Annotated in this window: 16 protein-coding genes; 8 read left to right on the plus strand and 8 right to left on the minus strand. The window is 50.0% G+C overall.

The genetic code is table 11. The features are described 5' to 3' along the window. Positions 1 to 9 precede the first annotated feature (9 nt). From H8L47_RS06765 to H8L47_RS06775, 3 genes are all read left to right on the plus strand, one after another. A complete protein-coding gene (locus H8L47_RS06765; protein WP_186952570.1) occupies positions 10 to 1,233 on the plus strand; it encodes an efflux RND transporter periplasmic adaptor subunit in 1,224 nt (407 codons plus the stop codon). Between the two features lie 3 nt (positions 1,234 to 1,236). Next, on the plus strand, positions 1,237 to 4,434 hold the full coding sequence (locus tag H8L47_RS06770) for an efflux RND transporter permease subunit (protein WP_186952572.1): 3,198 nt from the start codon (positions 1,237 to 1,239) through the stop codon (positions 4,432 to 4,434). Positions 4,435 to 4,882: 448 nt separating this feature from the next. Beyond that, a complete protein-coding gene (locus H8L47_RS06775; protein WP_230413623.1) occupies positions 4,883 to 6,484 on the plus strand; it encodes a POT-type proton-dependent oligopeptide transporter in 1,602 nt (533 codons plus the stop codon). A gap of 78 nt (positions 6,485 to 6,562) precedes the next feature. On the opposite strand, the gene H8L47_RS06780 is transcribed toward H8L47_RS06775, so the two are convergent. Continuing rightward, positions 6,563 to 8,245, minus strand: coding sequence for an alkaline phosphatase family protein (locus H8L47_RS06780; protein ID WP_230413624.1), 1,683 nt, complete (start codon positions 8,243 to 8,245; stop codon positions 6,563 to 6,565). 286 nt (positions 8,246 to 8,531) lie between these two features. On the opposite strand from H8L47_RS06780, the gene H8L47_RS06785 reads away from it, so the two are divergent. Continuing rightward, positions 8,532 to 9,782, plus strand: coding sequence for a sensor domain-containing diguanylate cyclase (locus H8L47_RS06785; RefSeq protein ID WP_186952574.1), 1,251 nt, complete (start codon positions 8,532 to 8,534; stop codon positions 9,780 to 9,782). Positions 9,783 to 9,811: 29 nt separating this feature from the next. Here the strand turns inward: H8L47_RS06785 and H8L47_RS06790 are convergent, their stop codons facing one another. Continuing rightward, complete coding sequence (locus tag H8L47_RS06790; protein WP_186952575.1) at positions 9,812 to 10,942, minus strand: DUF3667 domain-containing protein; 1,131 nt, start codon at positions 10,940 to 10,942, stop codon at positions 9,812 to 9,814. A gap of 482 nt (positions 10,943 to 11,424) precedes the next feature. Here H8L47_RS06790 and H8L47_RS06795 point away from each other — a divergent pair, with 482 nt between their 5' ends. Beyond that, positions 11,425 to 11,802, plus strand: coding sequence for a lysozyme inhibitor LprI family protein (locus H8L47_RS06795; RefSeq protein ID WP_186952577.1), 378 nt, complete (start codon positions 11,425 to 11,427; stop codon positions 11,800 to 11,802). Between the two features lie 268 nt (positions 11,803 to 12,070). Here the strand turns inward: H8L47_RS06795 and corA are convergent, their stop codons facing one another. Beyond that, positions 12,071 to 13,036, minus strand: coding sequence for a magnesium/cobalt transporter CorA (gene corA, locus H8L47_RS06800; RefSeq protein WP_186952579.1), 966 nt, complete (start codon positions 13,034 to 13,036; stop codon positions 12,071 to 12,073). 92 nt (positions 13,037 to 13,128) lie between these two features. Further along, the gene (locus tag H8L47_RS06805) at positions 13,129 to 14,205 is read right to left on the minus strand and encodes a GlxA family transcriptional regulator (protein WP_186952581.1); all 1,077 of its coding nucleotides are present in this window, start codon (positions 14,203 to 14,205) and stop codon (positions 13,129 to 13,131) included. Positions 14,206 to 14,537: 332 nt separating this feature from the next. On the opposite strand from H8L47_RS06805, the gene H8L47_RS06810 reads away from it, so the two are divergent. From H8L47_RS06810 to H8L47_RS06820, 3 genes are read left to right on the plus strand one after another with little or no spacing between them, the layout of a single operon-like run. Then, the gene (locus H8L47_RS06810) at positions 14,538 to 15,311 is read left to right on the plus strand and encodes an N-acyl amino acid synthase FeeM domain-containing protein (protein ID WP_186952583.1); all 774 of its coding nucleotides are present in this window, start codon (positions 14,538 to 14,540) and stop codon (positions 15,309 to 15,311) included. A 1-nt stretch (position 15,312) separates the two neighbouring features. Continuing rightward, entirely contained in the window at positions 15,313 to 16,239 is a 927-nt protein-coding gene (locus H8L47_RS06815) for a ThiF family adenylyltransferase (RefSeq protein ID WP_186952585.1), read from the plus strand. After that, the gene (locus H8L47_RS06820) at positions 16,226 to 17,371 is read left to right on the plus strand and encodes a nitroreductase family protein (RefSeq protein ID WP_186952587.1); all 1,146 of its coding nucleotides are present in this window, start codon (positions 16,226 to 16,228) and stop codon (positions 17,369 to 17,371) included. Before H8L47_RS06815 ends, H8L47_RS06820 begins: the two co-directional genes overlap by 14 nt. 36 nt (positions 17,372 to 17,407) lie before the next feature. On the opposite strand, the gene H8L47_RS06825 is transcribed toward H8L47_RS06820, so the two are convergent. The 4 genes from H8L47_RS06825 to H8L47_RS06840 all read right to left on the minus strand — a co-directional run bounded on the left by H8L47_RS06825 (position 17,408) and on the right by H8L47_RS06840 (position 22,939). Continuing rightward, positions 17,408 to 18,157, minus strand: coding sequence for a Crp/Fnr family transcriptional regulator (locus H8L47_RS06825; RefSeq protein WP_186952589.1), 750 nt, complete (start codon positions 18,155 to 18,157; stop codon positions 17,408 to 17,410). Between the two features lie 171 nt (positions 18,158 to 18,328). Continuing rightward, positions 18,329 to 19,420 (minus strand): DUF3667 domain-containing protein, encoded by a 1,092-nt coding sequence (locus H8L47_RS06830; protein WP_186952591.1) that lies wholly within the window; start codon positions 19,418 to 19,420, stop codon positions 18,329 to 18,331. 163 nt (positions 19,421 to 19,583) lie between these two features. After that, positions 19,584 to 20,111, minus strand: coding sequence for a DUF4124 domain-containing protein (locus H8L47_RS06835; protein WP_222616429.1), 528 nt, complete (start codon positions 20,109 to 20,111; stop codon positions 19,584 to 19,586). Further along, on the minus strand, positions 20,108 to 22,939 hold the full coding sequence (locus tag H8L47_RS06840) for an ATP-binding protein (protein ID WP_186952597.1): 2,832 nt from the start codon (positions 22,937 to 22,939) through the stop codon (positions 20,108 to 20,110). The genes H8L47_RS06835 and H8L47_RS06840 overlap by 4 nt, the downstream gene beginning before the upstream one ends. Positions 22,940 to 22,944 lie beyond the last annotated feature (5 nt).

The following is a 22,944-nucleotide window of genomic DNA, read 5'->3' on the forward strand; positions in this document are numbered from 1 at the left end:
AGATTCACCATGTTGCGACCCAGTCTGATTTTCCTTTCCCTTGCCCTGGTATTGACGGCATGCAGCAAGGGAGGGAAAGAGGGTAAGGAATCGGACCAGGCCAAGTCCAGTGCAGGTTCAGCGAGTTCAAAGTCGGCCAGTGGCAAGATACCGGACAGCCCTTTGCTGGTGACGCAAGAAGATTTGCAGCTTATCCAGAATAGCGCACTCTCGTCAGGCCCCGTGATTACCGGCTCAATACAGCCTGAACGCAAGGCTGACCTGCGTTCTGAACTGTCCACGGTGGTTTTGCAAGTATTGAAAGAAAACGGCGAGACAGTGAAACGTGGTGATTTGCTGGTGCGCCTGGATGATACCTCGATACGCGACAGCCGCAATTCGGCAGAAGAAGCTGCGAGGGCATCTGCCCAGTCGCTGGAGCAGGCTGAGCGCCAGTTCCAGCGCCTGAAGACTTTGCGTGCATCGGGAATGACTTCAACCCAGCAACTGGAAGATGCGGAAATCCGCCGCAATAATGCCCAGAGTGATCTGGTGGCTGCCAAGGCACGGGCAGCGCAGGCGCGCCAGCAAATGCAACGCACAGAAGTGCGCGCTCCCTTTGACGGCGTAGTCAGCGAGCGCAAGGTGTCTGCCGGCGATACCGCGCAGATAGGCAAAGAACTGGTCAAGGTCATCGACCCGACCAGCATGCGTTTTGAAGGCTTGCTGGCTGCTGACAAGGTCAATAAGGTTAAAATAGGCCAGGCAGTTAGTTTCCGTGTCAATGGTTACGGTGACCAGGTTTTTGCGGGCAAGGTGAAGCGTGTAGATATGGCAGCAAATGCCACCACCCGGCAGGTGGAAGTGCTGGTGGCCTTTGCCGATGCAAGTCCACCAAGAGTATCTGGCTTGTACGCAGAGGGCCGTATAGAAACAGGTTCGACCCAGACCCTGATGATCAAGAGTACGGCATTGGTGCGTGACGGCGACAAGGCTTATGTCTGGCGCATCAAGGATGGTGTTGTCAACAAAATCAGTATTGTGGTTGGTGAGCGTGACCCGCGTCGTGGTGATTTTGAAATTCGTAGCGGACTGGTCGATGGTGACAAGGTGATACGCAACCCGGTTTCCACTTTGGTGGATGGACAAAAAGTGAAGATGGTGGCTACGGCCGGCGCCGTGTTGCCAGCGGCTTCGGCAAGTGCAGCAATTGCAGCTTCGAGCACTGCACCTGCCAATCCACAAGGGAAATAAATCATGTTCCTTTCCGATTTCAGTATTAAGCGTCCGGTCGCGATGATCGTGATCATCATCGCCCTCATGTGTATGGGCTTGCTGGCGCTGAAGAAACTCAAGGTTAACCAGATTCCCGATGTGGAAGAGCCAGTGCTGGTGGTCAGCATCCCTTATCCAGGCGCATCACCAGAAACGGTGGAGCGCGAGATCGTCAATCGCCTGGAAAAATCACTGCAAAGCATTACCGGCGTGTACCAAGTGCGTTCGACAGCATTTGAAGGCCGTGCGCAAGTCGTGATCGTTTTCAATTTCAATAAGAACCTCATCGAAGCCTCGGATGAAGTGCGAAACGCGATAGCATCAGTTCGCTATAAATTGCCGACGGAAATGCGCGAGCCCATACTGGAGCGTAGCGACCCCTCGGCGCAGCCCATCATGCAGATGGCATTGTCTTCCAGTACCCTCAGTCATGCCGAGATTTCACGCCTCGCCGAAGATGACTTGTCCGATAAGTTTCGTGGCATTGATGGTGTTGCCACGGTCAGTGTGAACGGGGCGTTGCGACGCGAACTGACAGTCTTGCTGCATGCGCAGAAATTGCGTGAATACAATGTCTCAGTTGGTGAAGTGGTCACTGCGTTGCGCAATCAAAATACCACGGCACCGGTAGGCAAAGTACGCGGCAAGCTCGATGAGCAAAGCATAAGGCTTATAGGTCGCATAGAGTCCCCGGCAGAATTCCAGAACATCGTCATCAAGCGCCGTGGTACTGATCTGGTCAGACTGGCGCAAGTGGCCGAAATTGCTGACAGCTTTGCTGAAATCGGTGGTTTCAGTATACGTAATGGTAACCCCAATGTCGGTATTTCTGTTACCCGTTCACGTGATGCCAGTACCGTGACGGTAGCCAATAAAGTACGTGTACTGATCGAAGAAATCAACAAAACTCTACCAAAAGGCAGCAAGCTGGAAGTCACGCAGGATGGTGGCAAGGATGCGCAATCCAGCCTGAATAATGTCATTGAGTCCCTGATGTTTGGTGCAGTACTGACGATTTTCGTGGTGTATGTATTCCTCAATTCCTGGCGCTCCACGCTGATCACTGCCTTGAGTTTGCCGACCTCTGTGATTGCCGCCTTTATCGCCGTCTGGTTATGTGGTTTTACCCTCAACTTCATGACCCTGCTGGGCTTGTCGCTGGCGATAGGCGTGCTGATTGATGATGCGATTGTGGTGCGCGAAAATATCGTGCGCCATATGGAGATGGGATCAGACCGCCGTACAGCTGCCAGCAACGGCACCAAGGAAATTGGTCTGGCAGTTGCTGCGACTACTTTTTCTATTATTGCCGTGTTTATTCCAGTGGCCTTCATGCCCGGTGTTTCAGGTGAATGGTTCAGACCGTTTGCGCTAACGGTTGCCAGTTCTGTCCTCGTCAGTCTGTTTATCTCGTTCACGCTTGATCCCATGTTGTCTGCTTACTGGGGTGACCCGATAGGCCATCACCTGGAGAAAAAACGTGGCATCAGTCTGGTGCTGGCTAAATTCAATACCTGGTTTGATCATCAGGCAGACCGTTATGGCAACGTGATTGCCTGGGCCTTGCATCACCGTATCTGGATGGCGCTGATCGCAGCACTCAGTTTTGGCGGTGCCATCGCCTTGCATGCAGCCAAGGGTGGCACTAGTTTCTTGCCAGTCTCAGACAATGGTACTTTGGTGATAGATGTGCGCACACCATCCAGTTCCAGTCTCGATTATGGTCGCATGAAAGTAGAGAAAGCTGCTGAGTTGGCACGTACCCTGAAAGAGACCAAGGCGACCAACAGCGTCATCAACAGCGGCGGTGGGCGTGTGTATGTCGACATCGGCAAGAGTACCGAACGCAAACGCTCGGCGACTGAGGTTGGCGTCGAGTTGCGCAAACTGGTAGCCACCATTATCGGTGCTGAATATGTGGTGCAGGACGACCTCAGTAATGGTGCCAGAAAGCCTGTGCAAATCAGATTCTCTGGCCCTGACTCCAGAAAGCTGACTGAGATTGCAACTGATTTCATGGGGCAGTTAAGTAAAGTGCCGGGCGCAGTAGATGTTGGCTTATCCGAGCAAGATCCCAAAGATGAATTGCAGATAGAACTGGATCGTGGTCTGGCCAACTCTCTTGGCATTTCGGTCAATGATGCAGCCCAGGCTTTGCGCGTGGCGTTTGCCGGGGTCGAGATTGGTGACTGGGTTGATCCTACCGGTGAAGCGCGTGATGTGGCAGTGCGCCTGCATCCTGATGACAGGATCAGTGCAGAAAACATAGAGCGTCTGCCGATCGCTGTGGCGGGTAGTGACAAAATGGTGCCGCTGGAACAAATTGCCAAAATCACCATGGGCAAGGGGCCAGCCAAGATCCAGCATACCGATGGCAAACGCATGATAGAAGTATCTGCCAATGCACAAGGGAAGTCTTCTGGAGAAGTCACGACAGAGGCGCTGAAGCTCGCCAAGGCCATGAACTTCCCAGCTGGCTTTGGCATAGAGCTGGGTGGTGCGGCACGTTCGCAAAAAGAATTGTTTACTGAAATGACCATCGCTCTGGTATCCGGCATAGGCCTGATGTACCTGATCCTGGTCATGCAGTTTGGTTCTTTCACTGCCCCCATCGCCGTCATGCTGTCCTTGCCTTTGAGTTTGATCGGCGTAGTCGTTGCCTTGTTGATGACCAAGGGTACACTGAACCTGATGAGTTTCATCGGTATCATCATGCTCATGGGGCTTGTCGCAAAGAACGCGATTCTCTTGCTTGACTGTGCCAGGAAGCGCGAAGAAGAAGGCTATGACCGCGAAGAGTCACTCATGTATGCTGGCCGCAAGCGTCTGCGTCCTATTCTGATGACGACCTTTGCATTGATCGCCGGTATGCTGCCCGTGGCTATCGGTCTGGGTGAGGGTGGTGAGTTCTATCGCCCATTGGCGATTGCAATTATTGGCGGCACCATCACTTCTACCTTCCTGACTTTACTCGTGGTGCCGACTTTCTATGACAGCATAGAAATCAGCCGTGACCGCATGCTGGCCAAGTTCCGTAGCCGTGAATCGCGCTGGAATACTTTCTTTGCCTTCATTACGACATTTGTTGAAGCCTTGCTGACACTGATCATGTTGCGCTTTATCTACCGCCTGCCATTTAAGGTGTGGCGCAAAATCAGCGGCAAACCTGCTGTAAGTTGATGCAAGAAATGCCCACCTGACCAGTGGGCATTTTCATTTTGCGGGTGAGATATTCTTTGAAACGGATAAAAATATTATGCTGAAATTGTATTCATAACCGTATAGTCATGCATCCATAAGTTTTTTCTTTCTGCACTGCACAAAGCTAGCATTTACGAGGCTTGCAGCCCGGCTGGCAATTTGTTAAAGGCGATATTCTGATAGCTGTCTGGCATCATTTTCAAACCCTGTTCCAGATGAGCTCGCATGTGCTGCTTTTCTCTGGTCATCAGGTACGTTTTCAGGCTTGACTACCCCTTCACAAATCTGGATACTTCGCCCACTGTTTTTCCAGATATATCCAATTTATATACCGGACAAAACAAATCCATAATCCCAAATAGCAATCCCGTCTTCAAAAGAGATTTTTGCTGATGCAGTGATAAAAACAATTGAACAGGAGAGATGAATGACTCAATCCGCGGCTATGGATGGCGCTGAAAAAGCGCAGATGCCAAAGCAAATACCCTATATCATCGCCAATGAGGGCTGTGAGCGCTTCAGCTTTTATGGGATGCGTAATATCCTCACGCCTTTCCTGATTACCAGCCTGCTGTTGTCCATGCCGGAAGAATTGCGCAAGGGCATGGCGAAAGAAGTGTTTCATACTTTCGTCATCGGTGTGTATTTCTTCCCTTTGCTCGGTGGTTGGCTGGCTGACAGATTCTTTGGTAAGTACAATACTGTGTTGTGGCTCAGCCTGGTATATTGCTGCGGCCATGCCTGCCTGGCTATTTTTGAGAATAACCGTAACGGATTTTATACCGGGCTTTTCCTGATTGCCTTGGGGTCAGGGGGTATCAAACCGCTGGTGACTTCTTTTGTCGGTGACCAGTTTGACCAGTCGAATCGCTCTCTCGCACAGAAGGTATTTGATGGCTTTTACTGGATCATCAACTTCGGTTCTTTCTTCGCCTCTTTGCTGATGCCTTTCTTCCTCAAAGAATTCGGTGCCAGTATCGCTTTTGGTATCCCGGGTGTGCTGATGTTGATTGCGACCATCATTTTCTGGTCTGGTCGTACCAAATACATCCATGTACCACCAGCCCCGCGTGACCCGCATTCCTTCTTGAATGTGGTGCGTACAGCCTTGACGACCAATGTGCCTGGTCAGGCCAGGAGCGGTTATTTCATGGCAGTGGCAGGTGTCTTGCTGGCGATAGGTTCCATGTTCCTGATCCCTAAAGTCGGTATCGTCGCTGCCCTGTGTCTGGCGCTGGTACTGGTCCTGGGCTTTGGTGGCATGGGTGCCTGGATGCAGTTGGAACGTGCCCGTGGTATCCATCCTGACGCCGCGGTTGATGGCGTACGCTCAGTCTTGCGTATCCTGGTGGTGTTTGTCTTGGTGACACCATTCTGGTCCCTGTTTGATCAAAAAGCATCGACTTGGGTATTGCAGGCTAATGATATGATCAAGCCGACAATATCATTTTCTATATTTTCCTCCAGTTTCTCCTTTGAGTTCCAGGCTGCCCAAATGCAGGCGTTGAACCCTTTGCTGGTGATGTTGCTGATCCCTTTCAATAATATTGTCTTGTATCCTTTGTTGAAACGCAATGGCGTTGAATTGACAGCCTTGCGCCGCATGGGGGCTGGCATTGCCTTCTCAGGCCTTGCCTGGATCGTGGTTGGCTTCATGCAGTTGGCAATTGATGGTGGCAATGCCTTGGAAATCACCTGGCAAATCTTGCCGTATGCCTTGCTGACATTTGGTGAAGTGCTGGTGTCCACCACAGGCCTGGAATTCGCCTACAGCCAGGCACCTTTGGCGATGAAGGGCGTGATCATGAGTTTCTGGAATTTGTCCGTCACGATAGGCAATCTGTGGGTATTGCTGGCAAACTCCAGCGTCAAGAGCGCAGCTGTAACAGAGCAAATCAAGGCAACTGGTATGAGCGTCACTGCTTTCCAGATGTTCTTCTTTGCCGGTTTTGCCCTGTTTGCTGCCTTCCTGTTTGCGCTCTATGCGCGAGGCTATACGATGCAAAACAATTATCGCCAGGCCAAATAGACTGACCGCGTTGGTAAAAGAAAACAAAAAAAACCGCATGATTTGTATTCATGCGGTTTTTTTTCATTCAGATATTGATCAGCGCAGTATCTCAGTCAACACTCGCCCTTCAGAACCAGAAGGCGGGCGTAAGCGTAACAGGTGGGCCAGCGTTGGCGCTATATCCATGACTTCAGCATACTGTCCATAAGCACCCGCTTTGAAGGGTTTGCCCATGAGTATCAGCGGTACATTAGTGTCGTAGATATAGGGAGAACCATGGGAAGTGCCGTGTGCTTCACTGCCAAAATACCAGTAAGGCTTGGCAACCACCAAGACATCGCCTGAGCGCTGTTTATGCCATGCGCGTTGCATCAGGGTTCCCATGCGGGTGCGTGGCAGGTTGCCGTTTTCAAGCTGAGTGCGGGTAAAACTATCAGCCACACCTGGCAAGCCCAGCAGATATCTCGCTGCAGCAGTTTCGACTTCGTCGCGTTTCAGGGCTTTTTGTTCTATCAGCTTATAGTCGAGCAAAAAGTTGGGCGCAGACCATTTGCGGACCAAGTCCTTTTGTCCAAACTTTTCAGTCAGATGCTGATTCAGGTCGACCATCATTTTCTTGCTGTCCAGCCGCTGCGCATCGCGTTTGATGGATTGTGAAAATTCCGGCACGTTAGGAAAACCATGGTCAGCTGTCAGTACAACGATGGTATTGTCCAGCCCGACACGCTTGTCGAGATAGGTGAAGAAATTTGCCAGCATTCTGTCCAGTCTTTGCAGATGGTCATGCGACATGCGGCTTTCTGGTCCAAAACTGTGATTGACATAGTCGTGACTGGACAGACTGACCCCCAGCACATCCGGCACGCCCGACGGGTTTTGTCCCAGCTTTTCTCCTTCGATGGCGGCGCGGGCAAAGTCCAGCGTCATTTCATCCAGATAGGGTCCAGTGTACAGTTGCTTATAGTAGTCGGCATCTGGTTTGCCGGACTTACTGGTGTAGACAAAGGGGAAACGCTTGTCTTTTTCCTTTTGATTGATCACCAGTTCATCATCAGCATCGGCTGCATAGGCGGCGTCAGGTAACAATGGTCGCCATTCCTTGCCATAAAAACGGTCTTGCGGTTTTGCTGCCTGAAATTGCTGTACCCATTGCGGGTGGGATTTCATGTAATAAGTGGAACTGGCAAAATTGCCCGTCTTGCTCATATACATATAGGCGGTACCAGTCTTGCCTGCCAGCAGGATCGCCCCTCTGTCCTTGCCAGAGACAGTGACGACCTTGCTGCGCTCGCCATTCGAATAACGCAACTCATCCCCCAGAGTGCTGACGCGCAGATTGGCAGGTGAAGTGCCATCACTGGACTTGGTATCTTCGCCTATATAAGTGTGTTCTTTATCTTCCGTACAATAGACCGATGCCAGCGTGACCGGGTCTATCCAGTTATTGCCGACGACGCCATGCTGGTAGGGGTATGCGCCGGTCAGTACAGCCGAATGGCCGACTGCAGTCACGGTAATGCCATGCGCCTGATGTCCGTCAGAAAACCAGGCTCCCTGGTCCAGCAGACGACGAAAGCCTCCCTGGCCAAATTGATCGCGATAACGCACTACTTGCTCTTGTGGCAAACCATCGACCACCAACACCACGACCAGCTTGGCTTGCACTGGTTTTTCAGCGGCCAGGGTCGGTAACACTGGCAGGGCAGTAGCCACAGTGAGGCAAGTCAGTACAAAAAGTCGGCGCATTGGGACGAGGGTGTTGGGCATTCGTTTCTTCATGGTTTGTCCTGAATGGATTTCAAAAATAAGCAGATCAAAGCCTTGCTCGGCAATAACAAGCACTACAAGGTGTATTTGAAGCGCAGCTTGAAATGATAGGGTAAAAAGCGTGTATTTGCTGGCATATGTTTTTATCTACAAACAAATGAATTTGTTGAAATCACTGCCTTCAGTCAAAAACATTCTGCAAGGTATTGCATTTTATTACTTTACTCCCCTATGCTCAGCAGTAAAATATAGTGATGGGCCTATTTAGTCAGGCCCGGTCCAAGCGATAGGAATACTCTTGAGCAAAGAAAATTATTACGCTTACCTGTTTGATATCTTGCCAGTTGCAATTGCGATTCTGGTCGATGGCAAATTGGCAAAGCTCAATCCAGCTGCGCTTCAGTTACTGGAAGTCAGCGATGAGCAGCTAGTGCTAGGCAGGCCTGTTGATGAATTTGTTCATCCTCTGGATCAGCCACGCTCGCAGGGGCGGTTAAAAAAGCAGGGCGATAACTGGGCGAATGCGAATAGCAAATTCCGTGTGCGCACCAGTCAAGGCAATTTTCGCATGTTGCTGGTGATTAGCCGCGCTATCCGCTTTGAAGACCGGGATGCCGTCATGATCAGCGGTATGGACATGACTGAGCATAATGAAATGGAAGAGCAGTTACGACTCAGCGAGTTCAATTTCCGGCGTTTGTTTGAGAACATGCAAGACGTGTATTACCGTACCGATGTCAACGGTATAGTGCAAAAAGTCAGCCCGGCTGTCAGCAAGATTTTAGGTTATTCACCGGAAGAGATAGAAGGCAGGCCCGCCGAAGCACTATATCCCAAGGCCTCTGACAGGGATGCCTTCAAAAAAGAAATCATGCTGAATGGCATGGTGAATGATTTTCCTGGGCAGATGGTCAGCAAGGATGGGCGTGTCATCGATATCTCGGTGAACAGCCAGGCCTTGTTTGACGATGACGGCAATTTTGCTGGTGTAGAAGGAATATGTCGTGATGTGACCCAGCGCAAGATGCTGGAAAGGGAGTTGCAAAGATTGGCAACAACGGATTCCTTGACCGGCATTGCCAACCGCCGGGCTTTTCTTGAGCATGCCGAGCATATATTCAAAAGTTGCCAGCGCTATCAAACCCAAATGACTTTGATGATGCTGGATCTGGATTTTTTTAAATCCATTAACGATAAGTACGGTCATCAATGTGGCGACCAGGCACTTATCCATTTTGCCGAAACTGTCAAACTGGAATTGCGTGAATCTGATTTGTTTGGCCGTCTGGGTGGTGAAGAGTTTTGTGTATTACTGCAACAGGCAAGTCAGCCAGAAGCCATGTTGGTGGCTGAGCGCATCCGTGCCCACATCCAATCCCTGCCTTTGAGCGCAGCAAGTGGCGAAACCTTTTCCCTGACGGTGAGTATAGGCATCGCCACCTACAGGCCAGAAGATGACCGCCTGGGTCGCCTGTTGGAACGCTCAGACAAGGCACTATATCAAGCCAAGAGCCATGGCCGCAATCAGGTAATCTGGGAAGCCTGCTGATGCAGCAGGCACTTCCCGGTTATTGAAGATCATGCGCTGAGAACGATGATCAGCAACAAATAAATGATTAATGAGCAGGCTGCTATCAGTAGCAAGGCAAATGTGCGCCACAAACTGGCGAAAGTACCAAGTTCATAAGCGCCGCGCAATTGCCGGAATATATGAATAGGCGGTACAAAAATAAATAGCAGCAATGCCGTCATCGAAAAGCTGAAGGTGTTCAATATTGCTGCCACTATCAAGAGCAAAGCCATGAAAGACAGGGAGTAAAGTGAAAATACGGCATGATCGAACATGCCATAACGACGTTTGAAGATAAACATCAGCCATAAGAACGGCAATGAAATCGGCATCAGCAGGAATGATAGTTTTGAGGCATTGCTTTTTATCTTGTACAAGGTTAGCTCTGGTGTCTTGAGTGCATGCCTGACTTTCTTCTCTACCTGGGGGGATGAGAAGCTCACATTTTTTCCATCCAGTTTCTTTTCTATTGTTCGTGCGATGTCGGCCAGGCGATTGCTCTCAGGCTCTGATTTCTCACTTTCTTTTTTTGTGTTAGGAGCTGTCAATAAACTCAGCGAACTCTGCAAAGCAGTGATTTCCAGTTCAAGTTCAGTGATGTTTTCTTTCAGGTCTTCCAGCTTGGGATCTCCGGCAGGGAGTTTTGCACGCTGATCTTGCATTGATGCCAGTTTAAGCTTGTTTTCTTGCAAGACCTTGCTTATACCTTCTTTGGTATGCGGCTGATCCGAGATGCTGTTAAGCGGGTTGTTGCTTGTGAGAGAAAACACAAAAAACATCAGAAAAATCAAAAACAAAAATAAAGCCAGCGGCGAGACATAGCGGGTACGCTGACCAGCAATGTAATTGCGGGTTAATTTTCCTGGTGAGAATATCAATGCCGGGATCGTTCTCCATGCCTTGGTTTCAAAATGAAGCAGACCATGCAAGAGTTCTTCGATTAAATGCAATAGCGAGCGATGGATGTGTGCAGCCTGGCCGCAAGCATGGCAATAGCTGCCTTGCAACGCTGTGTTGCAATTAGCGCAGGTATGACCATGAGCTTCTGGCCCTGTCGCATGATGACTGGTTTTCTCTGCTTCATTCACCAGTATTATTGCTGTCGCCACTTCTGCGGCAGTCCCTATGTCCGGGCTCATAAATGCGCTCTCTTTTTGATGAAGGTGTCTGGTCGTTGCACTAACTCCTGTGCAAAGAAAAATAGTTTGGGCAAGGTGTAGATTTTATAATATAAAGCTGAATGTGAGCCGGGCTATTTAGAACTCATTTCATAAATAGGATGAGTGCGAACAAGACGATTTTGGATGCAGTGCAAGGCGTGCCCCTCGCTAAGGCTGGTGCCTTAGCGAGGGAGGGGTGGCACACTACGTGCTGCAATGCGCCAAAATCGTCAGTTCCCGAAGGGCTTGCCTCATAACGCGCGCTGGACGGCGTTGGACTCGTTGTCAATAGGCAAAGCTATTGACTGCCTCGTCTGCCTTGCCAGCCCACGTTATGAGGCAAACGCATCTCACCCTATTTATGAAATGAGTTCTAACTACTTAAGCCTGTTTTCGAATTATCTGAGCAGAGCGACGATGGAATGCGCGTATTAAAATACTTTTTATTTTTACCCCCACTTATGTTGAGTGCAGGTACACAGGCCCAGCGTGCAGCGTCTGGTGAAGACTGCTTCTCACTTGGCGGGCAGGCCGATGCGCGGGAGTGTCTGGGAAAACGTGTCACGCAAAGTGATTTCACACTCAGGCAAGTGGAAGCCGATACTCTGGCATCTGTGAGCGAATGGGATGATACCGCCGCAAACCGCGCGCGCGTTAAGAGCAAATTGCTATCGTCAGGCAGGCAATACCTGCTTTACCGGACAGAGCAATGTGAGCTACAAGCAAACCTGGCAGCAGGTGGTACTGGCACATCTCACAGACGCTACTTATGCATACTAGAAATGAACGAGCAACGCATCGCTCACCTGCAAAGCGTGAAGGAAGTGACGAATCGCTAAATCAGGCTGTATTGAACTCTGTTTACTTATTTACTCACGTCGTTTGCATGCCTGGTGCTGTGCTGCTTATTTGATCTGCCAGTTCAATATCTGCTTTGATCAGTGTCATGCTTTTTCTGTTGCAATTGAAATCGTTTAGTTCTGGATTACAAAGGTGCAAATCTCGTCGCTGACGCCTGGCAGGGACAATTTTGCGTAAGTGCTGCAAAGTGAATAAACGCATCGCCATGCTGAATTGCGATGCGTTTGAAACAGTATCCAGCGCGGTTTACAGCCACCCACTCTTGCGAAAACGGTAGTATAAATAAGCGCAGGTTGTAAGTATTATGCCTACAGCCAGCGGGTAACCATATGCCCATTCCAGCTCGGGCATGTTCTTGAAGTTCATTCCCCATATTCCAGCAAAAGCGGTCGGTACCGCAAAAATTGCTGCACCTGCTGCCAGGCGTTTGTTGACTTCACTTTCGTCTATGGCAACCATGGACAAGTTCACCTGTATTGCTGTGCTGATGGTGTCGCGTATGGTGTCGATTGACGTGTTCACACGATATAGATGATCATATACATCGCGAAAATATTCCTGGGTATTGACACACAAGGCAGGTACGCGACCGCCGAATAATTTACCGCTGGCTTCCATCAAAGGCGTGACTGCATGTTTGATCACCATGATCTTGCGCTTAAGCTGGTACAGGCGCTGGATATTCGCCCGCTCACTACCCTTGGTGAAAATCTGTTCTTCGATGAGTTCCAGCTCTTCTTCCAGTGCTTCCACAACAGGGAAGTAGCGGTCAACGACGGCATCAATCAGGGCATAAAAAACAAATGAAGAACCATGCTTGAGCAAATGCGGCTCCCGCTCACAGCGCTGGCGCACGCCAAGGAAATTTTGTTGGCAACGGTTGCGTACCGACAGGACATAGTTATCACCGACGAAGATATTAAGTTCTCCTATATTCAGTTCACCGTCTATCATTTCTACCGTGTGGATGACGGCAAACAAGGAGTCGCCATACTCCTCTATCTTTGGCCTTTGATAACCATGACGCGCATCTTCGACAGCCAGTTCATGTAACTCAAATTCCACCTGCATTTCCTGTAATTCTTCATCCGAAGCATCGCGCAAGGCTACCCAGACAAACTGGTCCTTATGTTGTACATAGTCGCTGATTGCTGCCACTGAGATGTCGGACAGTTTGCGACCTTCCTGATAAGTAACGCAGTTGATTAACATGTTTCAGTTTTCCATTTTTTTGTTTGGAGAAGATACCAGTTGTTCTAGTCTGATCCAGTATAAGCACGATGTAAACCCTGGTTTGGCATGGTTCATTTTGTGTCGTAAGAGGTAGTGTCGCTGGCGCGCCACCAGCGTTTGTCTACCCGGAAATTGAAGCGACGCCGGAATTGCAAGGGGCTAATTTGGGTTTCTCTTTTGAACAGACGGCAAAATGAGCTATTGTCGCGGTAGCCGCATTGCTCAACGATGGTGCTGATATCCAGCATACTGATTTCCAGCAAATGCTTGGCTCTTTGTATGCGCAATTTCTGCAGATAAGAGAGCGGCGACATACCCAGCACCTCATTGAAATAACGATTGATCGTGCGCGGGCTGACGGCAGCGGCATGTGCAACTTCCTGTAAATCATAGGGACGTCTGAGATCTGCCTCCAACCATGCGCGTGCCTTGAAGACAACGCCATCACGGGCTTTGGCGGACAACACCAGATTCATGTCGGCACTGATCTTATTGCGCTCTTCCCTGTAATAGGTGGCATCAATGGCGCTATTGGCCAGGGCATCTCCAGAGTGCAAACGTATAATTTCATAGATTAAACGGTAATTGCTGGCTGGGGCACCAGTGGTAAAGATGTTCCCATCGACCACAACCTCATGACGCAGATTCAATAAAACATTTGGATAATTATCTGCCAGCCATCCACTCATCATCCAGCTCATGGCAGCTTGCTTGTGCTCAAGCAAGCCTGCTTCTGCCAAATAACCTGTGGCGTTATAGCTGGCAGCGATGATGGCCCCAGATTGATGGCGGGAATGTAGCAAGGCTTTTTCTGCGGCCCCGGTTTTAACGCGCCTGTCCAGATCATAAATAGTGACTATTTGCAGGCCAGGCACAACCAGCGCGGTTTGCCTGGCGGGCAGATATTCATCGGCGCTATCGAAACCTGGTGCCATCACACTTTCCAGCCAGGGCAGGTGCAGGGTCTTTCCATGTACATCAATGATGCGCCAGCGAAATGGCAGGGCACGGCTACCTATGCTGCTTAGTTTTTCTGGATGTCGCAAACTCCAAAAGGTGTTAGCTGCCGTAATGGCATCCAGGCTGGTCAGCATGGCACCCGGCATACAACCCTCCAGATAAAGCAGGTCAAAACGAATTGGTAACATTTGATTACATAAATTTGCTTACAAGTCATGGCTGGATTGGCATAGCTCTTGTCTATTTTAGCTTATAACTTTAGTCAGGGCATGAATATACTTACTGCGCAGAAACGATATTTCTGCTTCCAGAAAGTGGGTGCACACGCCACAGGAAAGGTCTCTTTTCCCTTGGAACCTGTTTGCAATCTGACTGCGCGTGCGTGATCGGGGCTCATGTGCTGCTCAAAATGCTCATGTACGAGAGTACATTCCGCTTTTTGCGCTGCACTTCACCCCGCTGACGCTCGCTACAGATCCTAAACAGGTTCTTAAAACCGCTTACTACTTTGGATAAGATCATGCACTCGCTCGCTCAGACAAATACCATCATCGGTATGCCGCTCGATGTCCCGCGCAAAAATAATGACGCTGCCTTTACCCAGCAAACCCCGGTGTATCCATGGCCAGATAAACAAAACTCCAGCTTCAAGGTCAAGCTGGTGAATTCCAGCAATGATCTTGAATCCATCAGCATGCTGGTGAATCAGCGCTATTCTTCACGTGGCTATAGCAACCCTGCCAAACCTGCTAACCATGAGTTGCGCAAGACTATGAATGTCTTGAGCCTGCAAGCCACGATTGAAAACCGCACAGTTGGTACCCTTAGTGTGCAATTCGACTCTGAAGAAGGATTGCCTCTTGACAGTCTGTATAAGTTTGAACTCGACAGCTTGCGGCGCAAGGGTGCAAAATTATGCCAGTTCACCAAACTGGCTGTCGAGAAGGAAGTCAAATCCAAGAGTGTGCTGGCATCCCTGTTCCATATTGCAGAGATTTGGGCTTTCCAGGTCCGTCACTACAACTATATCTGCATAGAAGTAAATCCCAGACATGTGGCGTTTTATCAGCGCATGTTGAGCTTCACAATTTTGAGCGAGGTTCGTGAAAATCAGCAAATTCAGGCACCATCAGTCTTGCTGGGTATAGACTTGAATTATCTCGACACATTGGTGAAACAGTTTGGTGGAAAACCAGAGTTGGCAGACAAGGAGCGCTCTTTCTACCCTTATTTCTTTTCTCCCGAAGAAGAGTTTAGTTTGGCAGGGCGCCTGCGTAGCATGAGTGAGAATTAATATGGAACAATCGCTAGACAAGCAAGCTGGCTGCACTCCTGCTTTCGATTATGACCAGGCATTTTCACGCAACCTGGGCTGGTTCACGGAAGCAGAGCAGGCGCAACTGCGCGGCAAGAAGGCGGCGATTGCGGGCATGGGAGGCGTCGGTGGCGCGCATTTGCTGACGCTGGCCAGATTGGGTATCGGTGCTTTTCATATTGCTGATTTCGATCAATTTGATTTGCCAAACATGAACCGGCAGGCAGGTGCCATGCTATCCACACTGGGACAGGACAAGACACAAGTCATGCAGGCCATGGCAAAAGATATCAATCCTGAGTTGCGGATAGAAGTATTTCCACAAGGCGTGGGGACTGGCAATATGGATATCTTTCTCGATGGCGTGGATATTTATATTGATAGCCTGGATTTTTTTGCCTTTGATGCCCGTCGGGCAGTTTTCGCTGCTTGCTATCGCAAGGGCATACCGGCAGTCACCGCCGCTCCTCTGGGTATGGGGACTGCCGTGCTGGCTTTCATGCCCGGCAAGATGAGTTTTGATGCATATTTTCAAATGCAGGGCCAATCAGAGTTTGAGCAAGGCTTGCGTTTTTTACTTGGCCTGGCACCAGCCCGTTTGCATATGCCTTACCTGGTGGACTCCAGCCGCGTCAGGCTGGATTTAAAGAAAGGACCATCGACGGTGATGGCTTGCCAGCTATGTGCAGGTGTTGCAGCAACTGAAGCTGTAAAAATCTTGTTGGGTCGCGGTAAGGTAGTTTGTGCACCACATGGCATGCATTATGACGCCTACCGGCAAGAGTTGAAAAAAACCTGGTTACCCGGTGGTAACCGCAATCCCTTGCAAAAAATTAAGCTGGCCATCGCCAGACGCATGCTGGGCCAGAAATTCGCGACGGCAGGAAGGCAACATGAGCCCGCTTGAATACATACTGGATAAAGCACGCTGGGCACCCAGTGGCGACAATGTGCAAAACTGGCGTTTTGAAATAATTTCAGAAGATGCTTTCATCATCCGCGCCTTTGATACCCGCGACACCGTCGTCTATGATTTCGATGGTCGCCCCAGCCAGATCGCCCTGGGTGCGCTACTGGAAAACATTAGTCTGGCCGCCAGTCATCAGCAGCGACGTGCAGAATTTTTGCGCATGGACAGCCAGGAAAATAGAAACGATAGCAGGACGCTTGCGTATCAGGTCAGGCTCTTGCCTGTTGATATTTGTGTTCCACACCCATTGGTGGACATGATAGAAAAAAGAAGCGTGCAAAGACGTGCCCTATCCACCTCAAGCTTGAGTGAAGAACATCAACGTGCGCTGGAACAGGCAGTAGGTGAGAACTTCAGCATATGCTGGTTTGGCGGCTGGCAACAGCGCTGGAAGATGGCGAAGTTATTATGGCGTAATGCAAAAATACGCCTGACCATGCCTGAGGCTTTCCCTACCCATAAGAAAGTCATAGACTGGGGTAAACAGTTCAGTGAAAACCGTATTCCCGATCAGGCCATAGGTATGGATAAGTTGGGGCTGTTGCTGATGCGCTGGGCGATGCATAGCTGGCAACGGGTCAACTGGATGAATCGCTACATGGCAGGAACCTGGTTGCCACGCTTGCAGCTCGATCTGATTCCGGCATTATTTTGCGCCACCCATTTCATGATCGTGGCAAAGCAAGAACCACAAACGGTAGAAGACTTTGTCGCTGCCGGCCGTAGCCTGCAAGGCTTCTGGCTGACCGCCACACAGTTGGGCATACAATTGCAGCCGGAAATGACGCCGCTGATCTTTAGCTGGTATATCAAGGCAGGGCGCTCTTGTAGTGATACTGCTGGCATACAAGAACAGATGCTGGAATTACAGCAAAGCCTGGCAGCATTTTGCCATCCTGCTATATTGAAAAATACCGGCTTCATGGGAAGAGTCGGCTATGGCAAGCCCGCGCAATCACGTTCCTTGAGAATGAAGCTGCAGGATTTATTTGTTCAATCCCGCAGTGAGGAAAAAAATTCCAGCGACTATCTGACAGGTCAAGAGTGTCCTGATAAGGGGCACAGTTGATTAACACAAATTGCTTAGTCTGGACAATTGTTGCTGTTACGCAGCAGGGTCCGCATCCGGAACGGGCGGTAACAGACGCAGGTATTCTTTACGGACGACCTCATAGCATTCGCAGGCGCGCGCTTCCATGGCGTGCCTGTCCAGCACTTTGATATGACCACGCCTGACCTCAATCAATCCATCTTTTTGCAGTTGGCCTATTGTTTGCGTAACGCTCTCGCGACGTACCCCCAATAAATTGGAAATCATTTCCTGGGTGATCACAATGTCTTCAGAGTGCAATCTGTCCATACTCATCAAGAGCCAGCGACATAGTTGCTGATCCAATAAGTGATGTTGATTGCAAACTGCAGTTTGTGAAGTCTGGCAAATCAGTGCCTGGGTATACAGCAGCGCGTATTGCTGCAACTTACCTCCCAGGGCAAACTCCCTTTTCATGACCTTCCGGCTGAGCTTGTATGCCTTGCCAGTGCTTTGGACTTCCGTGCTGGATGGCATACTATCGCCACCCATGAAAATGGAAATACCGACCATGCCTTCGTTACCTACCAGCGCCACTTCACTGGAAGAACCATCTTCCAACGCATAAATCAGTGAGACGATGCCAGAGATAGGGAAATACAGGAAGCGCACGTGGTCACCAGACTCCAGCATGGTCCACTTTAAAGGAAGGGATACCAGTTCCAGATCAGGCAAGATACGCTCGTAATCTGCCTTGGGTAGCGCAGCTAATATACTGTTCTGTTTTGGGTTTTCAGACCAGACAGCTTTGGTTGGTTTTTTCATATGGCCTTGGAAGTAGCTTGTTTTTGTCTACCACAGGCTTGTATCAGCTGTAATGTCAAAGTAGCTTACAGGGTTTTACGTTTAAAAAAAAGCGGATTTTGTTTTAGCACGAAGAAGTCGCAGCACTGTGCTCAAATATATGCTGCGTGCACCAGATATGTAGTGTTTTTGCTAAAAGCTCATCCCGGCGACAATCACCGTATAAATCAGCAGCGACAGGGCCGCAATGCATAGCAAGGCTGCCGTGCGCCACAGGCTGGCAAAAAAACCCAGTTCATAAGCATCGCGCAGTTGCACAAACATATGCACAGGTGGGACAAAGGCAAATAATAAACCGGCGATGGCAGTAAGATTGAGTTTTGCCAGTAGCGCCATACACATCAGTAAAATACTCATGAAAGACAATGAGTACAGCGAGAACACTGCATGATCAAACAGGTTATAACGCCGTTTGAATACAAATAATAGCCAAAGAAAAGGCAAGGAAATTGGCATCAGCAGGAAAGCCAGTTTGGCCGCATTGGCTTTCAATTTGTAGAAAGTCAGGTCCTGATTTTTTTCGGCACGGTCCAGGATTTTTTTTATCCATCTGACTTGGGTGATGTCATATTCACTACTGGTTTTTTTGTTTTCTGCTCCTGTTTTCAATTGCTCTTTTTCTTCTTTTGCGAGTCGCTGGTTTTCTTCTGCCAGTGCAGTTTCAAGCTTGCTCAGTTTTTTCTGGGTGCTGCCCAGATCTTCGTCTGGCAGTGATGCCGCCTGTTTTTCTTGCGGCAATGTGAGTTTGTTCAGAGTCTCTTTGGTCTCGTAGATTTCCAATACCAGTTCATCCCTGGATTTGTAACTACCCTTTAGTCCAGTTACCGGGTCTTTCATCGTCAATGAAAAGACAAAAAACATGGCAACGATCAGAAACAACAACAGCGCCAGTGGTGACACGTAGCTATGGCGCTTGCCAGCAATATATTCACGGGTAAGTTTGCCTGGCCTGAGTATTAGCGCAGGCAGGGTGCGCCAAAGCTTGTGATCGAAATGCAGGATGCCATGCAGAACTTCTTCAAAGATATGCGCCATCGATCGATGCACATGGGCTGGCTGGCCGCAAGATTGGCAATAATTGCCAGCCAGCGGCGCACCACAGTTTTGGCAAAGTTGAGTATGGCCTGGTGAAGCCGCTTCTTTTGCTATGGGAAAGCGCGTTTGGCTTTCCGGCAGTTTTTTATGGACTTGCTGTGTCGCCTTGCTTTTTTTCTTGCTGCGCATGCCTGTATCCGATTATTTTTATCGTGGTGTCGATTCTGATTGTGACACTTTACTATGTAATATTCAAATCAATGCAGTCAAGCCAGTAGCTACCCCTGGCAAGTGACGCTCATGCAAAGATCAGGTCTTTCTCATTGAGCAGACAGGTGCAAGCTGGCCCCGGCTATGAATTGTATACCTGGTGGTTGACCTGATTTTGACCATCCTTGTATCGAACAGGTTCGCAGTGGTCTTTTTGTGGACTCCACTTATAAGATCTGCAAATGAATCCGGTTTTCGGACATACAGATTCAAGTTTGACAAAGAAGGCACGAATTTCACTCGCTGAATTTTCTTGCTTGAAATGCTCACGCACCATGGCAATGCATTGTGTCAATTTCTCCGGCGCGATGCCAGTTGGCGCTCCTTTTTCATACGGAGCATTGCCGGTATAGGGAGCTGCTGGCGAAATTGAAGCTGGTCCGGACTGGGGGCCAGAACTTTTGTCCTGGCTCCCAGTTTCTGCAGGCGTTGCCTGGTTATTGTTCGCGTTTGTCGAATTGAGAATAACCTGACTGCCCTTGGGCGCATTTTGCTGATCGCCAAAATGCAGACGGCCATCTTTATCGCGCCACTTATGGATTTCTCCGGCGTTAGCGACTGACAAGGAAAGAATTGTGGTTGCCAGTAAGAGTAATTTGCGAATATTCATGATGCTTTGGCAGTCTTGTTCTTCTCGGTTTTTCTTTGCAAGACAAAAATAGGCTGCGCCCACTCGGTATCTTTTTTCTTCTTGCTGGTGATCAGTGTCAGTTCAGATGGATCGTAGACATCAGTATTGTGCGTCAGCGGCGTGGTCATCAGATACTGGGCATCCGTGTTTTTGAGGAACTCACCAACCAGCTGGATGTTGCGTATGTCCAGATGGGCGAAAGGTTCATCGATGAAGACAAAGCCGCCAGAACCATCGTCAGATTTCAGCAGGCCTATCAGCAGTATCAGAGACTTCATGACTTGCTGGCCACCGGATGCTTCACCATCGTTCATACCTATCGGGCCCTTGCCGTCAAATTTGAAGCGAACATGCAAGCCAGCTTGTGCCAGTTGTATATCGTCATTTTCCAGCTTGACCGGGTCGGTATGCACTTCTATACCTGCCAACTCACCGAGTTGCTTGATGTTCTTGCTGTAAGACTTGATCGTGAAGCGCAGTCTGTCCATATAGGCGGCACGAGCATTCACTGTGGCTTCTATCGCCCGGTTATTCTGATAGCGGCGCTCATCGGTCTCTGCCTGGCGGCCTTGCAGCAGGGCATTCAGGCGGGTGTACTGATCGACCACGGTGGAGTCGGTTTCCCAGTCATCACGCGCCAGGTTATTCGTCAGGCTGCGTATGCGCAATTCTATCTGGTGGACGTTTTCATGCTCGGCCACCAGTTCCTTGCGGTGCGAGGCGCGTTTCCAGTTATGTGGCAAGGTATGCCAGGTGTCGCGCATGGCGCGCAGGGTTTCAAATTGTTCCTTGCGTTCATCGGCATGGCGTTTTTCTGATGTGCGCAATTGGGCTTCGGCATCGGCAATTGCAGCCTTGGCCTGTTCCCATTTCAAATGAGCGACCGAGCGCTGTTCAGTGGCGGCTTTCAGGAGCGGCGCTATTTCACCCAGACGGCCGCCGACTTCCATGCGCTGCTGTTTTAGCGGTTGCGTGTTGCGGCTGGCTTCTTCAAATTCGGCATGGCGGGCACTGAGTTCTTTTGCTGCATCAACACCTGCCAGGCGCGCCTTGTAGGCACTGATTTCACCAGCCAGCTTGCTGATCTGCATGGTCAGCACATCTTCTTGTGATTGCAGGCGTGGCAATGACTTTAGCAAGGCTTCCAGGCGCTGGGTGCGGCCTGCATTACCAAAGCGATAGCGCGATACTTCGACGAACAGCGAACGGCCACCACGGCGCTCAAAATGATAAGCGTCAGGCGTAATCCATTCCTGATTCTTGGGCAGCTTCATGCCCAACTCAATTGAGCCTACCGTGTCTATGCGTTGTAGCTGCTCTATCAACCAGCCTGGTGCCTGGCCGGTGAAGTTAACGACCGACAGCAGGCTCTGGTCCTTGACCACAGGTGCGCTGATACGGTCTGGCACGATGAAATGGCTGTAGCGCTGCTTTTCACCTATACGGTAAGCTGCAGAGGCGTCAGTTGCCTTGTCCAGCAAAATCACTGAGGTATAACCGCGCAATACACCTTCTACTGCAGCCTGCCATTTGGGATCAGTAACTTCTACGATCTCTGGCAACATGCAATGCGGAATATTTGCCTCCGCCAGTGCACGACGCATCTGGCGTACATTCTCAGGATCAGGCAGGGCAGACTTGCCTTGCAGGGCGGCGATGGTTTCCATCTCGCCAGCGATACGCTGGGTCAGGGCATCACGTTCCAGCTTCTGGCGCGACAGTTCGGCTTCTTTTTTCTCCAGATCGTCAGCGATATTGGCGACATCGGCATCTGCTTCTGCAGCCAGTTTTTGCAAGCGGGCTTTTTGTTCCAGCAAGCTTTCCTGCGGTTTCAGTTTGCTGTTGATCTGTCCCAGTTTTTCGCGCAGAGATGACTCTTCTGCTTCCAGTGCAGCTTCTGCCTGCTTGGCATCCGTGACTTGCTGCGCCTGTTGCGCCAGGTGCTGGCGGCGATCAGAAAGTGCCAGGTCTTGCGTCTTTAAAAAACGTTTGCTGGCCCGTAGGGTCTGACTGGTAGTACCCGCTTTTTCCAGTGCTTCATGGTATTGCAGGGTAGGCAGTATTTCTTCCTGCAGATCGCGCTTTTCCTTGTTCAGGCTTTCATACTGGTGGTAATTGGCAACGCGCAGGCGCAAGCCTTCGAGATTGGTCTTGGCGCCTTCAAGCTCGGTTTCAAAGCGCTGCAATTCAGTTTCGGTATCACGTTGATGGCGCTTGGCATCATCATAGGCATCCAGTACTTCTTTGTCGCCAAAGACTTGAAACACCAAGTCCAGCAACTGGCGCGGCGCGTATTCACACAGCTTGTCAGTCTCACCCTGTTCCAGCGCCAGTACCTTGCCCATGGCATTTGACAAGCCTGCATGTGACAAACGCTTGCGATAGCTTTCCACACCCAGCCAGTCATTGGCTTCCTGTATCTCTTCTATCTCGGTCTTTCCGCTGCGCATGAGGTATTGACGCTTCCAGTCACCACCATTTTTTTCTATCTTGCAAAACAGCGTGACTTCATCTTCATACAAACCCGACATGCGGAAAGGGCGGTTGGAAATCTGCGGCCCAACTGCACTGTTATCGACGACCGCACGTATCCATGCCGTTTGCTGGCCAGAGTGGCGGGCATAATGTTTGTAGGAACGCCCCATGGAACATTCCAGGCCGAACAGGGTGCGCAAGGCATCCAGCAGCGTGGTTTTACCCGAACCATTTTGCCCGGCGATGGTGATGATCTTGGCATCCAGCGGGATGTTCTTGATACGTTGCCAATAATCCCAATGGACAAGTTCCAGCGATTTGATATGAAACATGGTGC

The sequence above is a fragment of the Undibacterium umbellatum genome (assembly GCF_014284125.1).
Taxonomy (GTDB): domain Bacteria; phylum Pseudomonadota; class Gammaproteobacteria; order Burkholderiales; family Burkholderiaceae_D; genus Undibacterium; species Undibacterium umbellatum.

Coding starts and splice junctions, on each gene's coding strand:
- H8L47_RS06765 (WP_186952570.1), top strand. CDS start 10: ATGTTGCGACCCAGTCTGATTTTCCTTTCCCTTGCCCTGGTATTGACG.
- H8L47_RS06770 (WP_186952572.1), top strand. CDS start 1,237: ATGTTCCTTTCCGATTTCAGTATTAAGCGTCCGGTCGCGATGATCGTG.
- H8L47_RS06775 (WP_230413623.1), top strand. CDS start 4,883: ATGACTCAATCCGCGGCTATGGATGGCGCTGAAAAAGCGCAGATGCCA.
- H8L47_RS06780 (WP_230413624.1), bottom strand. CDS start 8,245: ATGAAGAAACGAATGCCCAACACCCTCGTCCCAATGCGCCGACTTTTT.
- H8L47_RS06790 (WP_186952575.1), bottom strand. CDS start 10,942: ATGAGCCCGGACATAGGGACTGCCGCAGAAGTGGCGACAGCAATAATA.
- H8L47_RS06795 (WP_186952577.1), top strand. CDS start 11,425: ATGTTGAGTGCAGGTACACAGGCCCAGCGTGCAGCGTCTGGTGAAGAC.
- corA (WP_186952579.1), bottom strand. CDS start 13,036: ATGTTAATCAACTGCGTTACTTATCAGGAAGGTCGCAAACTGTCCGAC.
- H8L47_RS06805 (WP_186952581.1), bottom strand. CDS start 14,205: ATGTTACCAATTCGTTTTGACCTGCTTTATCTGGAGGGTTGTATGCCG.
- H8L47_RS06810 (WP_186952583.1), top strand. CDS start 14,538: ATGCACTCGCTCGCTCAGACAAATACCATCATCGGTATGCCGCTCGAT.
- H8L47_RS06815 (WP_186952585.1), top strand. CDS start 15,313: ATGGAACAATCGCTAGACAAGCAAGCTGGCTGCACTCCTGCTTTCGAT.
- H8L47_RS06820 (WP_186952587.1), top strand. CDS start 16,226: ATGAGCCCGCTTGAATACATACTGGATAAAGCACGCTGGGCACCCAGT.
- H8L47_RS06825 (WP_186952589.1), bottom strand. CDS start 18,157: ATGAAAAAACCAACCAAAGCTGTCTGGTCTGAAAACCCAAAACAGAAC.
- H8L47_RS06830 (WP_186952591.1), bottom strand. CDS start 19,420: ATGCGCAGCAAGAAAAAAAGCAAGGCGACACAGCAAGTCCATAAAAAA.
- H8L47_RS06835 (WP_222616429.1), bottom strand. CDS start 20,111: ATGAATATTCGCAAATTACTCTTACTGGCAACCACAATTCTTTCCTTG.
- H8L47_RS06840 (WP_186952597.1), bottom strand. CDS start 22,939: ATGTTTCATATCAAATCGCTGGAACTTGTCCATTGGGATTATTGGCAA.